Source organism: Kitasatospora sp. NE20-6 (assembly GCF_045862635.1).
Map to the genome: position 1 here is coordinate 13409 of NZ_BPRL01000064.1, position 13129 is coordinate 26537.

General features: G+C 77.2%; 9 protein-coding genes. 6 read left to right on the plus strand and 3 right to left on the minus strand.

The features are described 5' to 3' along the window. Positions 1–256 precede the first annotated feature (256 nt). A complete protein-coding gene (locus tag SNE206_RS32295; RefSeq protein ID WP_407917089.1) occupies positions 257–919 on the minus strand; it encodes a response regulator in 663 nt (220 codons plus the stop codon). Between the two features lie 228 nt (positions 920–1147). Between SNE206_RS32295 and SNE206_RS32300 the strand changes: the two genes are divergently transcribed. The 5 genes from SNE206_RS32300 (at position 1148) to SNE206_RS32320 (ending at position 10266) form a co-directional block, all read left to right on the plus strand. After that, on the plus strand, positions 1148–2341 hold the full coding sequence (locus SNE206_RS32300; RefSeq protein ID WP_407917090.1) for a sensor histidine kinase: 1194 nt from the start codon (positions 1148–1150) through the stop codon (positions 2339–2341). 969 nt (positions 2342–3310) lie between these two features. Then, positions 3311–5950: a class III lanthionine synthetase LanKC gene (gene lanKC, locus SNE206_RS32305; RefSeq protein ID WP_407917091.1), complete on the plus strand. Its 2640-nt coding sequence runs from the start codon at positions 3311–3313 to the stop codon at positions 5948–5950. A 115-nt stretch (positions 5951–6065) separates the two neighbouring features. Then, a complete protein-coding gene (locus SNE206_RS32310; RefSeq protein WP_100886905.1) occupies positions 6066–6191 on the plus strand; it encodes a SapB/AmfS family lanthipeptide in 126 nt (41 codons plus the stop codon). A gap of 156 nt (positions 6192–6347) precedes the next feature. Continuing rightward, positions 6348–8114, plus strand: a complete 1767-nt coding sequence (locus SNE206_RS32315) for an ATP-binding cassette domain-containing protein (protein WP_407917092.1) — start codon at positions 6348–6350, stop codon at positions 8112–8114. Positions 8115–8163: 49 nt separating this feature from the next. After that, complete coding sequence (locus tag SNE206_RS32320) at positions 8164–10266, plus strand: ATP-binding cassette domain-containing protein (RefSeq protein WP_407917093.1); 2103 nt, start codon at positions 8164–8166, stop codon at positions 10264–10266. On the opposite strand, the gene SNE206_RS32325 is transcribed toward SNE206_RS32320, so the two are convergent. Next, positions 10235–10924 carry an SDR family oxidoreductase gene (locus SNE206_RS32325; RefSeq protein WP_407917094.1) on the minus strand — a complete coding sequence of 230 codons (690 nt, stop codon included), beginning with the start codon at positions 10922–10924 and terminating at the stop codon, positions 10235–10237. The genes SNE206_RS32320 and SNE206_RS32325 overlap by 32 nt on opposite strands. A 193-nt stretch (positions 10925–11117) precedes the next feature. Here SNE206_RS32325 and SNE206_RS32330 point away from each other — a divergent pair, with 193 nt between their 5' ends. Further along, the gene (locus tag SNE206_RS32330) at positions 11118–11498 is read left to right on the plus strand and encodes a hypothetical protein (protein WP_407917095.1); all 381 of its coding nucleotides are present in this window, start codon (positions 11118–11120) and stop codon (positions 11496–11498) included. A 72-nt stretch (positions 11499–11570) separates the two neighbouring features. Here SNE206_RS32330 and SNE206_RS32335 read toward each other — a convergent pair whose 3' ends face one another. Further along, a complete protein-coding gene (locus SNE206_RS32335; protein ID WP_407917096.1) occupies positions 11571–13037 on the minus strand; it encodes a DEAD/DEAH box helicase in 1467 nt (488 codons plus the stop codon). Between the last annotated feature and the right edge of the window lie 92 nt (positions 13038–13129).

Consider the following 13129-nt stretch of genomic DNA (forward strand, 5'->3'; position numbering starts at 1 on the left):
GCGGCGCCGCGTCGACGGCGCGGCAGGTGCCCGGGCCGGGCCGGAGCAGCCCGGGGGCCGGGAGGACGAGTGCCCGGAGGACGGGTGCGGGCAGGCGCGGGTGGGCGGGCGGCGTGACGGCCTGCGCCCGTCGGCCGCGGTGGCGCCCGTGCCGCTGCTCCCACGCTACGGACCGCCGCGCACCGGGCGCATCGGCCGCGCAGCCATCACGCACCGGCCGAAAGGACGAGTCCCGCCACCCGCTACCCGGCGCCCGCTACCCGGGCTCGTCCGGCAGGCCGCTCGCCCAGGCCCATGCCGCGATCTCCACGCGGTTCCGCGCCCGGAGCTTGGCCTGGACGTTCGCGAGGTGCGACTTCACGGTGGAGAGCGACACGAAGAGGTCCGCCGCGATCTCGGCGTTCGTCCGCCCGTGCGCCAGGCGCCGCACCACGTCGCGTTCGCGCCCGGTGAGCGGCTCGGACGGCTCCCGGGGCCCGGCCCGCCGCGCCGCGGGCCGCAGCTCGCGCAGCAGCCGTACGGTGATGGCCGGGGAGATCAGGGCGTCCCCCGCGGCGGCCGCGCGGACCGCCTCGACGAGCATCGCCGCGCTGGCGTCCTTGAGCAGGAAGCCGCCCGCGCCGTCGCGCAGCGCGGCGGCGACGTACGCGTCCAGGTCGAAGGTGGTGACGATGACGATCCGCGGGGTGTGCGCGCGTCCCGGCGCGTTCAGCCGGCGGGTCACCTCCAGCCCGTCGACGCCGGGCATGCGGATGTCGAGGAGCAGCACGTCGGGCCAGAGGCGTTCGGCCGCCTCCAGCGCGGCAACGCCGTCGGCCACGTCGGCGAGGACCTCGATGTCGTCCTGGCTGTCGAGGATCATCCGGAAGCCGGCCCGCACCATCTCCTGGTCGTCCGCGATCACCACCGAGATCGCCATGGCCGCCGCTCCTTCCCCGCTGCTGCCGCCCTTCCCCGCTGCTCCCGCCATTGCGGTCCCGCAGGTCCGGCACGGGCCTTCTCATCGCAGCGGACGGCCTGCCGGCCCGCAACCCCGGGCCGCGGGGGCCGGGGCCGGCCGGCGGTTGCGGGGCCGGTGGGCGCCCCGTCCCATGGGAGGACCGGTCCGTACCCGACCGGGCGCGGACCGGGACGGAGGAGGGCCGCGATGACGCCGTGGAGACGCCCGCGGGCCGGGGCCGCCGCCCGGATCGCCGCCGCCGCGCTGCTGGTGACCCTGGTCAGCCTGGAGGGGGCGCTGCTGGCCGGCCAGCCGACCGGGCCGCACGTGCTCGTGTGGGTCTGCGGCGTCCTGGTGTGCTGCTGTGCGATCCCCCTCGCCCGGGTGCCGCCGACCGTACGGGCCGACGTGGCCGCGGCGCTGTCGTGGTCGGTGACACTGGCCCTGCTGCTGTGGGATCCGCCGCTGTCCGTGTGGGGCGCGGGCGAGGCCGCCGCGCTGCTGGTGCTGCTGGCCGAGGTGCTGCGCACGGCCCCGCCGCGCACCGCGGCGCTGCTCGGCGCGGCCCTGGGGGCCGGCGCGGTGGGCGTGCCGCTGCGCGACGAGGACCCCGGACCGTTCACGCTGGTCTTCGCCGTCCTGACGGCGGCGGTCACCGCCGCGTGCCTGCTGCTGCGCGCGCAGGACGGCAAGCAGCTGCGTGACGTGGCCGCCGTGCGCGAGGCGGAGCGCCTGGAGCTGGCGAGGGAGCTGCACGACCTCGTCGCGCACCATGTCACCGGCATCGTGGTGCAGGCGCGGGCCGCGCGGTACGTGAGCGCCGACGCCGGGCAGGCACAGACCGCACTGGCCGGGATCGAGGCCGCGGCCGACCGGGCACTGGCCTCGATGCGGCGACTGGTGGGGCTGCTGCGCGAGGAGGGCGCGCCGACCGCACCGGTCGCGGGGCTGGCCGAGGTACGGGCGCTGGCGGACGCGTTCGCACGGACCGGCCCGCCCGTCCGGCTGCGGATCTCGCCCGACCTGCCGGACCCGCTCTCCCCCGAGCTCGCGGCGGCGGTGCACCGCATCGTCCGGGAGTCCCTGACCAACGTGCGCAAGCACGCGGCCGGCGCGACCTCGGTGGCCGTGGCCGTGGAGGCCCGCGCGGGTGCGCTGGAGGTCACCGTGACCGACGACGGCGCGGACGCGCATCCGCCTCCGGCGGAGGCCGGTGCCGGAGGCGGTGCCGGTGCCGGAGGCGGAGGCGGTGCCGGTGCCGGTGCTGGTGCCGGAGGCGGAGGCGGCTTCGGCCTGGTCGGTCTCGCCGAACGCGCGACCGTCCTCGGCGGCACCCTCACGGCCGGTCCCCTTCCGGAGGGCGGCTGGCAGGTCGCGGCGCGCCTGCCGTCGGCCCCCTGACCGGCCCGGGCCCTCCTCCGCACAGTCCGGCCGGGGCCGGGAGTCAGCAGGGTCCGGCCGGGGCCGGGAGTCAGCAGGGTCCGGCCGGGGCCCGGGGGTCAGGTCCGGCGGGGCGCCGGTGAGAAGAGACCGACGAGGGCGACGGCCGCCACGGCCATGCCGAGTCCGGCGGCGAAGACCACGACCGCCAGGGAGACAACTGCCACGAGCGCCATGGATCCGACCTCCTGTCGCCGGCGCCGGCCGGCTGGCGGGCGTCCGTTCGGGTCGCCGTCTGCCCTCGCCGGTCCGGGCCACACGCGGCCGACCGCCGCTCGGCCCGTTCGCGTACGCGGGGGCGGCCGTGCGCCTGCCCCGCCCACTCCGCCCGCTCCGCCCAATCGCGCCGAAAAGAACATCACCGCACACAACTTGTCAAGGATCTATCAAGTCTGACGCTTCGTCACCTCTGCTGCGCGGGGCGCACTCCCGGTGGTCCTGTCACGCCGGAGCGATCGGGCCGGCCATGCGCCCGCGCGGCGCAGGTGGCGGCGGTCCCGCGCCGGGGCGCGGCCATCGCGCCCTAGGGACCGGGCCCGCGGGCCGGAGCGCAGCCCGGCCCCGGCCGGCGCCCCGGGTGCGCGGTGGCCTGCGGAGTACCACGTGCGAACAGAGCGTTACGGCGCCGCACGCGTGCGCCCCGGCCGCGCCCTGCCCGGCAGCCGGCGGCCGAACCTAGCGTTCACCTCGGCGGAAACCGGACCGGCCCGGAGCACGACCGGCCGGCGGCCCGCCCCACGAACCCACCCCCGCGGCCACGTTGCGGGGCTCGACCGTCCCCGGGGGACACGCCGGCAGCCCGGCCCCTCAGCCCCCGCCCACCTCGGACAGACCTGCCTGCGCGGCACCGGGCCATCCCGTGTCCGGCGCCGCGCGATGCGCCGGACACGGCACCGACCAGCCACCCCACGAGACCTCTGGAGGGTCCTGATGGACATGCGATACGAGGCGTACTCCTACGCCGACAAGCTGTTCTACGACTCACCGGTGCGATGGGCCGCCCTGGAGGAGTTCGCCGCCACCCGGGAACCGGTGCCGCCCGGATGGGTGCGCAACGTCCGCGAGGTGTGGGCCGGCCTCCATCCGGCCGCGGCGGCCCTGCCCGACCAGGGCTGGAAGATCCACGTCTCCGCGTGCCTGGACAACGCCGAGCGCATCCTGGCCGTGGTCCGGGACTACTGCGTCGGACAGCAGGTGGCGTTCAAGTTCCTGCGCAGCCCCGTGCTGGTGCAGACCCAGAACGCCAAGTACGCGTCCCGGGGTTCGAGCGGCAAGTTCATGACGATCTACCCGCCCGACGACACGGCGCTGGAGCAGTGCCTGCACGACCTCGACGCGGCACTCGACGGCGAGCCCGGCCCGTACATCCTGAGCGACCTGCGCTGGCGGAACGGGCCGTTGTACCTGCGCTACGGCGGTTTCACGGAGCAGTTCTGCCGTTCGGAGACCGGGGAGCTCGTGCTGGCCTTCCGCGAGCCCTCGGGCCGGCTCCGCCCCGACGTGCGGCGCGCCGTGTTCGAGGTGCCGGAGTGGGCCCCCGTGCCGGATGTCCTGCGCGAGGCGCTCGCCGGATCCGCCACCGCCAGCACGGACGCCTTCCCGTACGCCGTCGAACGCGCCCTGCACTTCTCCAACGGCGGCGGCATCTACCTCGGCCGGCCGACCGGCGGCGGCCCGCAGGTGGTGCTGAAGGAGGCCAGGCCGCACGCCGGACTCGACCAGCGCGGCGAGGACGCCGTGCTGCGCCTGGGCCGCGAGCACGACGTGCTCCGGCACCTGGAGGGGGTGGACGCCGTCCCGGCGGCACTCGGCCACCTCACCGCCTGGGAGCACCACTTCCTCGTGCAGGAGTACGTCGAGGGCGAGCCGCTGCACCGCTGGTTCGGACGGAACTACCCCCTGATCCACCCCGATCCCGCACCCGGGACCGTGGCGGCCTACCGCGACGACGCGCTGCGCATCATCGACGGCGTGGAGCAGGGGCTGCGGGAGATCCACGCGCGGGGCATCGTCTTCGGCGACCTCCACCCGCGCAACCTGATCGTCCGGCCGGACGGCCGGGTCGCCTTCGTCGACTTCGAACTCGCCTCCCCCGTCGACCGGTTCGTCCGCCCCGCGCTCGGCGCCGCCGGATTCGCGGCGCCGCCGGAGCTCACCGGCACCGACGTCGACACCTACGCGCTGGCCGCGCTGCGGCTCTGGATCTTCCTCCCCCTGCTGCCGCTCTCCGCGCTCGCCCCCGGCAAGGCGGAGGCGCTGGCCCACGCCGCCGAGGAGCGGTTCGGCCTGCCCCCCGGGGCGCTGCAACCGGGCGGCGTTCCGGCGGCGCCACCGGCCGCACCACCGGCGTCAGCACCGGCACCCACACCGGCACCAGCACCGGCACCAGCACCAGCACCAGCACCGCGCGGGGAACCGTTCGCGGAGCCGTTCGCGGAGCTGCTCGACGGCGACCCGGCCCGCTGGCCGGACCTGCGCGAGGAGCTCGCCGCGGCCGTCGCCGCGAGCGCCGCACCGGAACGCACCGACCGTCTCTTCCCCGGCGACCCGGGGCAGTTCACCCACGACGGCCTCGGCCTGGCGTACGGCGCGGCCGGAGTGCTGTGGGCCCTCCACGCCACGGGTGCGGCGGTCGACGAGGAGCACGTGCAGTGGCTGCTGGACGCCGTCGCCCGCGAACCCTGCCGACCCGGCCTGTTCATCGGCGGGCACGGCGTCGCGTACGTCCTGGACCTCCTCGGGCGGCGTCCCGAGGCGATGAACCTGCTCGACCGCCTCCTCAAGGACGACCCGGAGGGCCACGGCCCCGACCTCGCGGGCGGCCTCGCCGGGATCGGCCTGGCCCTGCACCACTTCGCCCGGGCCACCGGCGACCACGCCCTGCACCTCGCCGCCCTCGACGCGGCCGAGCGGGCCGCGGCGAAGCTCGGCCTGACGACGACCGGCACCCCGGCGGCCTCCCCGGCCGCCCGCGCGGGCCTGCTCCACGGTGCCTCGGGGACCGCCCTGCTCCTCCTCCACCTGCACGGGAGCACGGGCGACGACGGCCTGCTCGACCTCGCCGGCCAGGCCCTCGCCCGGGACCTCACCCGCTGCGTGACCGCCGAGGACGGCACCCTGCAGGTGGACGACGGCACCCGGGTGCTGCCCTACCTGGAGTCCGGCAGCGCCGGCATCGGCGCGGTGCTCCACGCCTACCTGCAGCACCGGCCCGACGCGCAGGCCGCGGAGCAGCTCGCGGGCATCCGGGGCGCCGCCGAGCCCGAGTTCATCGTCCAGTCCGGACTGTTCAACGGACGGGCCGGGCTGATCGCGCTGCTGCGGCTGCTGCAGGGCGACACCGCGGCGCACGCCGGCGTGATCCGCCGCCACGTCCGCCGGCTGGCCTGGCACGCCGTCCCGTACGAGGGCCGCCTCGCCTTCCCCGGGGAACAGCTGCTGCGGCTGTCGATGGACCTGGCGACCGGCTCCGCCGGGCTGATGGCCGCACTCGGGTACGCCTTCGCCGGCACCGACCCGCTGCCGTTCTGGCCCGGCCCGGCGACCGCGCCGCCCGACGGCCGTCCCTGACCCCTCCACCCGCCGGCCCCGCGCCGGCGGCCCCCACCGCGGCGGGAGGACCCGCCGCCCACGAGTTCCGGCAGACCGCCGGGAGCACGGTTCCACGACCCGATGGGAGTTCACCATGTCGATCCTGAGCCTGCAGGCGCTCGAGACGCCCGAGGAGACCACCGAGTACCAGTCGGTCCTCAGCTCGCTGAGCGCCGTCAACTGCACCAACAGCACGGTCAGCACGCTGCTCTGCCTCTGAGCGGCAGCGGGTCCGCCGGCCGGCGTGCCGACGGCTGACCCCTCGCAGTGAACCGGCCCGGGCGGCAGCGACCGCCCGGGCCGGCCTGCACATCCGCCCGTCCTGCCGCCCACGGCGCCCGTGCGCGGCCCGCCGACGCATCATCCGGAGGACCCCATGGCCGCAGGACGCCACGCACCCGCACCCGCACCCGGCACCGGCGAGCCCCGCACCGGACACCGCACCGACCACCGCACCGGACACCGGCGCCGGCTGCTGCTGCACGGCCGCCGCTGGTCCGCGGTGCTCGCCCTCGCGGTGGCCGGGAGCACCACGGCCACCCTCCTCCTCCCGGCGGTCCTCGCCGACGCCGTCGACCGGGCGCTCTCCGGCCGCGGTGCGGCGGCGGCCGTCCCGCTGCTCACCGTCCTCGTCCTCCTGGCGGGTGCCGAGTGCGCCGGCCAGTACGCCGGGCCGCGCGCCACGGCCGACGCGACCGCGCACCTGCGTGCGGCCATGGTGCGCCGGGTCGTGGCGGCCGGCGCCCACCCCGCCCACCGGCTGCCCGCGGGCGACCTGGTGGCGCGCCTGACCGGCAGTGCGCCGGAGGCGGCGCTCGCCGCACCGGCCGTGGTCTGGTCGGCGGCCCAGCTGCTGATGGCGGTCGGCGCCGTCGCCGCCCTGGCACTGCTCGCGGTGCCGCTCGCCCTCGCCTTCCTGGTGAGCGCCCCGGCCGCGTACCTCCTCGTCCGCGGTCACCTGCGGCGCACCGCACGCCTGGGCGAGGGGTACCAGCGGGCGCAGGCGGCGGTCGCGGCGGGCCTGGTGGACGCACTGACCGGGGCCCGGAGCATCGCCGCGTCCGGCACGGCCGACCGGGAGATCGAGCGGGTGCTGCGGCCCGTGCCGGAGCTCTCCCGGCACGGCCGCGCGCTGTGGGAGAGCCAGCGGCGCGTCGCCTGGGCCACGGCCCTGCTCGCACCCGCCACCCAGCTGGCCGTCCTCGCGACCGCCGGCGTGGAGCTGACCGCGGGCCGCCTCACCGTGGGCGGTCTGCTCGCCGCCCTCGGCTACACCGGCATCGGCCTCAGCGGGTTCGGGACGGCGCAGAGCCTCCTCGACCTCTCCCGGGCACGCGCCGGGGCCGCCCGGGTACGGGACGTGCTGGAGACCCCGGTGCCCGCCGCGGGCACACGCCCGCTGCCCGACGGCGACGGCCGCCTCGACCTGCGCGGCATCGTGGTGCGGCGGTCCGGTGCAGCCGTCCTCGACGGGCTCGCCCTCACCGTGCCCGGCGGCACGTGGGTGGCGGTGGTGGGAGTCTCCGGCTCGGGCACTTCTCTGCTGGCCGCCCTGGCCGGCGGGCTGCTCGCCCCCGACGAGGGCGAGGTGCTGCTCGACGGCGTCCCGCTCCGGGAGATCCGCCCGGAAGTCCTGCGGACCGCCGTCGCCTACGGCTTCCCGGACCCCGTGCTGCCGGGCCGCACCGTCGAGGACGCGATCGGGCTCGGCCCGGTGCCCGTGCCCGGCGGGGTGGTGCGGCACGCGGCTGAGGCCGCGCAGGCCGACGCCTTCGTCCGGCGCCTCCCGGCCGGCTACGGGACGGCCGTGCCGCTCGTCCCGCTGTCCGGCGGGGAGCGCCAGCGCCTCGGTCTGGCCCGTGCGTTCGCCCGGCGGGCGCGGCTCCTCGTGCTCGACGACGCCACCTCCAGCCTGGACACGGCCACCGAGACCGCCGTACTGCGGGCCGTCGCGGACGGGCGGGCCGGGCACACCCGGCTCACGGTGACCCGCCGCGCCTCGACGGCGGCCCGCGCGGACGCCGTGGCCTGGCTGCACGAGGGGCGCATCCGCGCGCTGGCCCCGCACGCGGAACTGTGGCCGGACCCGGCCTACCGGCGCCTCTTCGGCGGCGGCCCGGCGAGCACGGACGCCGCCCTCTGACGTCCCGCTGCGGAGCGACCGACACCCCGACGAGCGGGAGGACCCCCAGATGCCCCCAGCCACCACCGGCACCACCGGCACCACCGGCCCGGCGGACACGACAGGCAGGCCAGGAACGACGGGTACAGCAGGTACGGCGGATGCGGCAGGAACGGCGGGAGCCGGTGCGGCCGACCGGCCGGCGGCCGGGAAGCCTGCCGCCACGCCAGGCCGGGCGGCCGCCCGGCTGCTGCGCACCGCCCTCGCCGACAGCCGCCGGGCCGCCCTCCGGCTCGCCCTCTGGACCCTGCTCTCCGCGGCGCCCGCCCTGGTATCCGGCAAGGCACTGGCCCTCGCCGTCGACCGCGGTTTCCTCGTCCACCGGCCCGGCCCCGCAGCGCTGTGGCTGTCCGTCTTCGCTGCCGTCACCCTGCTCGGGGCGTGGGCCTCCCGGCAGACCTACCCGTGGCTCGCCGAGATCGTCGAACCGCTGCGCGACCGGCTGATGCGGGCGGTGGTGACGGGCACCCTGCACCGGGCCGTCGCGGCCCGCGGCCGCCGGGACGGCTCCGCCGCCGTGGTGGTCGCCCAGCTCACCCGCCAGGTGGAAGCGGTCCGCGACGCCGCGGCCGGGCAGCTGCTGGTCGTCTCGCACTTCGCCCTGACGGCGGTGGTGGTCGTGGCCGGCACCGCCGCGCTCGCGCCTGCCGCGGTGCCGCTGGTCGCCGGACCGCTGCTGGGCTCGCTGGTGGCGTTCGCCGCGCTGGCCCCGGCCACCGTCCGGCGGCAGCGGCAGGCGTTCCTCGCGGAGGAGGAGCTGGCGCGGCTCAGCGTCGACACGCTGCAGGCGCTGCGCGACCTCGTCGCGTGCGGGGCCCAGGGGCGGGCCGAGCACGAGCTCGTGGCGGCGGTGGCGGAGAACGCCGCGGCCGGGCGTGCGCTGGCCCTGGTGGCGGGGGTACGCCGCCTGGTCGTGGCGGCGGGCGCCCACCTGCCGCTGCTGCTGGTGGTCCTGGCCGCCCCTGCCCTGGTGCGCCGGGGCATGACCGCGGGCGAGGTGGTGGGCGTCCTCGCGTACGTCACGGGCACGCTGGAGCCCGCGCTGCGGCTCCTCGTCCAGGGCGTCGGCGCGTCCTGGCTGCGCATGGCGGTGGCCGCGGAGCGACTCGCCGGCGCGGCCCGCCTCCCGGAGCCGCCCGCCCGCCCGGCGGACGGCCCGGAGGCGGAGAGCCAGGACGCGGACGGGCAGGAGGCGGACGGGCGCGAGGCTGACGGCCCGGACGCGGACGCGGACGGGCGGGAGGCGCGGCCCGCGGACGGCTCGGTCGTGCTCGCCGGGGTCACGTTCGCGTACGGCGCGGCGCCGGAACCCGTCCTCGACGCTCTCGACCTCGCCCTGGCGGACGGGGAGCACCTCGCCGTGGTCGGACCGTCGGGGATCGGCAAGTCGACCCTCGCCGACGTGCTGTGCGGCATCGTCCCCCCCGGGCGGGGCCGGGTGCTGCTGGGCGGGGTGCCGCCCGGTGCGGTCCCCGAGGCGGTGCTGGCCCGTGCCCGGGTCCTGCTGCCGCAGGACGCCTACGTGTTCGCCGGTCCGCTCGGCGAGAACCTGCGCTGGCTCGCCCCGGACTCCTCCGCGGCGGCCGTCGCCGCGGCGGCCGCCGCGCTCGGCGCGGACGGCCTGCTGGCGCGGGTCGGCGGCCTCGACGGACACGTGGAACCCGCCGCCCTGTCGGCGGGCGAACGGCAGTTGGTCGCCCTCGTCCGGGCCTACCTCTCACCGGCCCGCCTCGTGGTGCTGGACGAGGCGACCCGGCACCTCGACGCGGCGGCGGAGCTGCGGGTCGAGCAGGCGTTCCGCGGGCGGCCCGGCACCGTCGTCACCGTCACCCACCGACCGGGGCCGGCCCGCCGCGCCGACCGCGTGCTCCTCCTCGACGGCGCGGCCCCGCAACTCGGCACGCACGCGCAGCTGCTCGCGGCGGTGCCCGCCTACGCCGACCTCCACGGCGGCCCGGACGACGACGGGCCGGACCACGACGGGCTCGACCTCCACGGCGGCCCGGACCACGACGCGGACCACGGTGGCGGCCCGGACGACGACGACGGGCCGGGCGCGGTGCGGCGCCCGGCAGACGTGGTCAACAGCCCGGGCGGATCATCAGATCGCTGAGCGTGCCGTCCCGCGGCAGGTCGAGGGCCGTGGCCACCGCGGCGGCGACGGACTCCGGGCGGATGCAGGTCCGCGGGTCGTAGGGCAGTCCGAGCCGGTCGTGGAGCCTCGCCTGCATCGGCGTGTCGACCTCGCCCGGGTAGACGGTGGTGACCCGCACACCGTGCTGGTGCTCCTCCGCGCGCAGCGCCTCGGCCAGCGCCTTCAGGGCGAACTTCGACGCCGCGTACGCGACCAGGCCCGGCGGGGCGTGCAGGCCCGCGCCGGAGTTGAGGAACACCACGTGCCCGCCCGCGGCCCGCAGCGCGGGGAGCAGCAGCCGGGTGAGTTCGGCGGGCGCCATCACGTTGACGGCGAAGGTCTCCTGCCACGGTTCGGCCGCCAGGTCGGCGACCGCACCGGGCTCCATGACGCCGGCGACGTGCAGCAGCGAGTCCAGCCGGCCGGGGCGGTCCTGGCCCTCCAGGGCCGCCGCCAGGCCGCCGGGCACGGCGAGGTCCGCGACGAGCGTCCGGCTGCCGGGGTACTGCTCGCGCAGCTGCGCGGCCCGCGCCGTGTCCCGTGCCAGGAGCCAGAGTTCGTCACCGCGCTCCGCCAGCAGACCTGCGGTCGCCGCGCCGATGCCGGAGCCGGCCCCCGTGATGAGATGTGTACCCATGTCCTGGCGTGTACCCGCCGCGGTGGTGCGCCAGAGCCGATTTCCGGCCGTCCTGCACCCGGCCGACCTGCATCCCGCCCACCTGCACCCGGCCGACCTGCGCACATGCCCGCTCCCGGGCCGTGGCGGCGGGGCGGGGAACGGAGTCCACCGGGTGCCGACAGCACGGAGCGCCCGGGACTACCCTGTCCGCATGACGAAACCCGATGGGCTGCTTGTCGACATCGCCGCCATGGTGGAATCCGGGGGAAGCAACCAGATGCCTCTCACCGTGGTCGTCCCAGGCGCCGTCATCACGGGCAGGCTCGCGCCGGAGTCCGTGTGGCGGCAGCGGGTGGCCGAGGTGCTCGAAGCCTCCGAACACCTCAAGCCGTTCGCCTCGCTCTTCGCGACGGACGCCGCCGGACCGAACTCCCGTACGGCACCGGGCACCGGCCCGACCTACCTGCACCTGCACGTGGCACGGATCCTGCAGGGCAGTTTCGGGCTGCCCCACACCGGCGGCATGTACCGCATCGCGATCGCCGACATCAGCAGCTGGACGGTGGGCGACCTCAGCTACTCCGACCAGTGACCGCCCCCGACCCCCGCTGACCGGCCCCGGGCCCGCCGCTGCTGCGGCGGGCCCGGGGCACGATCCGGGCGACTACGCGGTGCGGGTGGGGCGACGGCCGCCACGGCTGCCGGCCGCGGCACCACGGGCGGGACGGCTGCGGCGGTCGCGGCCGGGCGCGGCACTGCGGCGCGGCCGCTCGACCACGGGGTCGGCGATCACGACCGGCACGCCGGTGGGCACCCGGGCACCGGTGATGCGCGTCAGCTCCGCGTCGCCCGGCTGCACCCGCGCGGTCGCGGGGGTGATGCCGGCGGTGGCCATCATGCGGCTCATCTCGCGGCGCTGGTTGGGCAGGACGAGCGTGACCACGGTGCCCGTCTCCCCGGCCCGGGCGGTACGGCCGCCGCGGTGCAGGTAGTCCTTGTGGTCGGCCGGCGGGTCGAGGTTGACGACCAGGTCGAGCCCGTCGACGTGGATGCCGCGGGCGGCGACGTTGGTGGCGACGAGCGCGGTCACCCGGCCGGTGCGGAACTGCTCCAGCGTGCGGGTGCGCTGCGGCTGCGACTTGCCGCCGTGCAGCGCGGCGGCCTTCACGCCGTTGGCCAGCAGGTCGCGGACCAGGCGGTCGGCGCCGTGCTTGGTGTCGGTGAACATGATCACGCCGCCCTCGCGGGAGGCGATGTGCGCGATCGTCGCGTCCTTCTCGTGGCTCTGCACGTGCAGCACGTGGTGCTCCATCGTGCTCACCGTGGCGGCGGACGGGTCGACCGAGTGCGTCACCGGGTCCTTCAGGAACCGGCGCACGAGCCGGTCGACGTTGCGGTCCAGGGTGGCCGAGAACAGCATCGTCTGGCCGCCCACGGCGACCTGCTCCAGCAGCTCGGTGACCTGCGGCAGGAAGCCCATGTCGGCCATCTGGTCGGCCTCGTCGAGCACCGTCACGGTGACCTCGCCGAGCCGGCAGTCACCGCGCTGGATCAGGTCCTTGAGCCGGCCGGGCGTGGCCACGACGACCTCGGCACCGCGCTTGAGCGCCTGCGCCTGGCGGCCGATCGACATCCCGCCGACCACGGTGGCGAGCCTCAGCCGCACCGCGTGCGCGTACGGGGTCAGCGCCTCGGTGACCTGCTGGGCGAGCTCACGGGTGGGCACGAGCACCAGCGCCAGCGGCTCGCCGGGCTCGGCGCGGCGGCCCGCGGTGCGGGCCAGCAGGGCCAGGCCGAAGGCGAGCGTCTTGCCGGAGCCCGTGCGGCCGCGGCCGAGCACGTCGCGGCCGGCCAGCGAGTTCGGCAGCGTGGCGGCCTGGATCGGGAAGGGCTCCGTGACCCCGTGCCGGGCCAGCGTGGTGAGCAGTGCGGCCGGCATGTCGAGCTCGTCGAACGCCTCGACGGCGGGCAGCCCGGGCGTGGTGTCCACGGGCATCGCGAACTCCTGGCGGCCGGCGGGTGCCTGACGGCCCCTCGACGGGGCCGGACGGCGGCCGGAACCGAAGGAGCTCGCGCCGGAAGCGGGGCGCGAGCGGGTGTTCTGGTACGGCGAACGGCTGGAACGGTTCATTGCGGAGACCTTCCTCGGGGCGGCACGTCGCAGGGAAGGCTCCGCAGGCCACGGCCGGACGGAGTTGCCAGAACGAACCGGGGGGACGGGCG

Bases quoted from the DNA above. Each gene is read 5' to 3' on its own strand.
- SNE206_RS32315 (WP_407917092.1), top strand. From the start codon at position 6,348: ATGGCCGCAGGACGCCACGCACCCGCACCCGCACCCGGCACCGGCGAG.
- SNE206_RS32325 (WP_407917094.1), bottom strand. From the start codon at position 10,924: ATGGGTACACATCTCATCACGGGGGCCGGCTCCGGCATCGGCGCGGCG.
- SNE206_RS32295 (WP_407917089.1), bottom strand. From the start codon at position 919: ATGGCGATCTCGGTGGTGATCGCGGACGACCAGGAGATGGTGCGGGCC.
- SNE206_RS32330 (WP_407917095.1), top strand. From the start codon at position 11,118: ATGACGAAACCCGATGGGCTGCTTGTCGACATCGCCGCCATGGTGGAA.
- lanKC (WP_407917091.1), top strand. From the start codon at position 3,311: ATGGACATGCGATACGAGGCGTACTCCTACGCCGACAAGCTGTTCTAC.
- SNE206_RS32300 (WP_407917090.1), top strand. From the start codon at position 1,148: ATGACGCCGTGGAGACGCCCGCGGGCCGGGGCCGCCGCCCGGATCGCC.
- SNE206_RS32335 (WP_407917096.1), bottom strand. From the start codon at position 13,037: ATGAACCGTTCCAGCCGTTCGCCGTACCAGAACACCCGCTCGCGCCCC.
- SNE206_RS32310 (WP_100886905.1), top strand. From the start codon at position 6,066: ATGTCGATCCTGAGCCTGCAGGCGCTCGAGACGCCCGAGGAGACCACC.
- SNE206_RS32320 (WP_407917093.1), top strand. From the start codon at position 8,164: ATGCCCCCAGCCACCACCGGCACCACCGGCACCACCGGCCCGGCGGAC.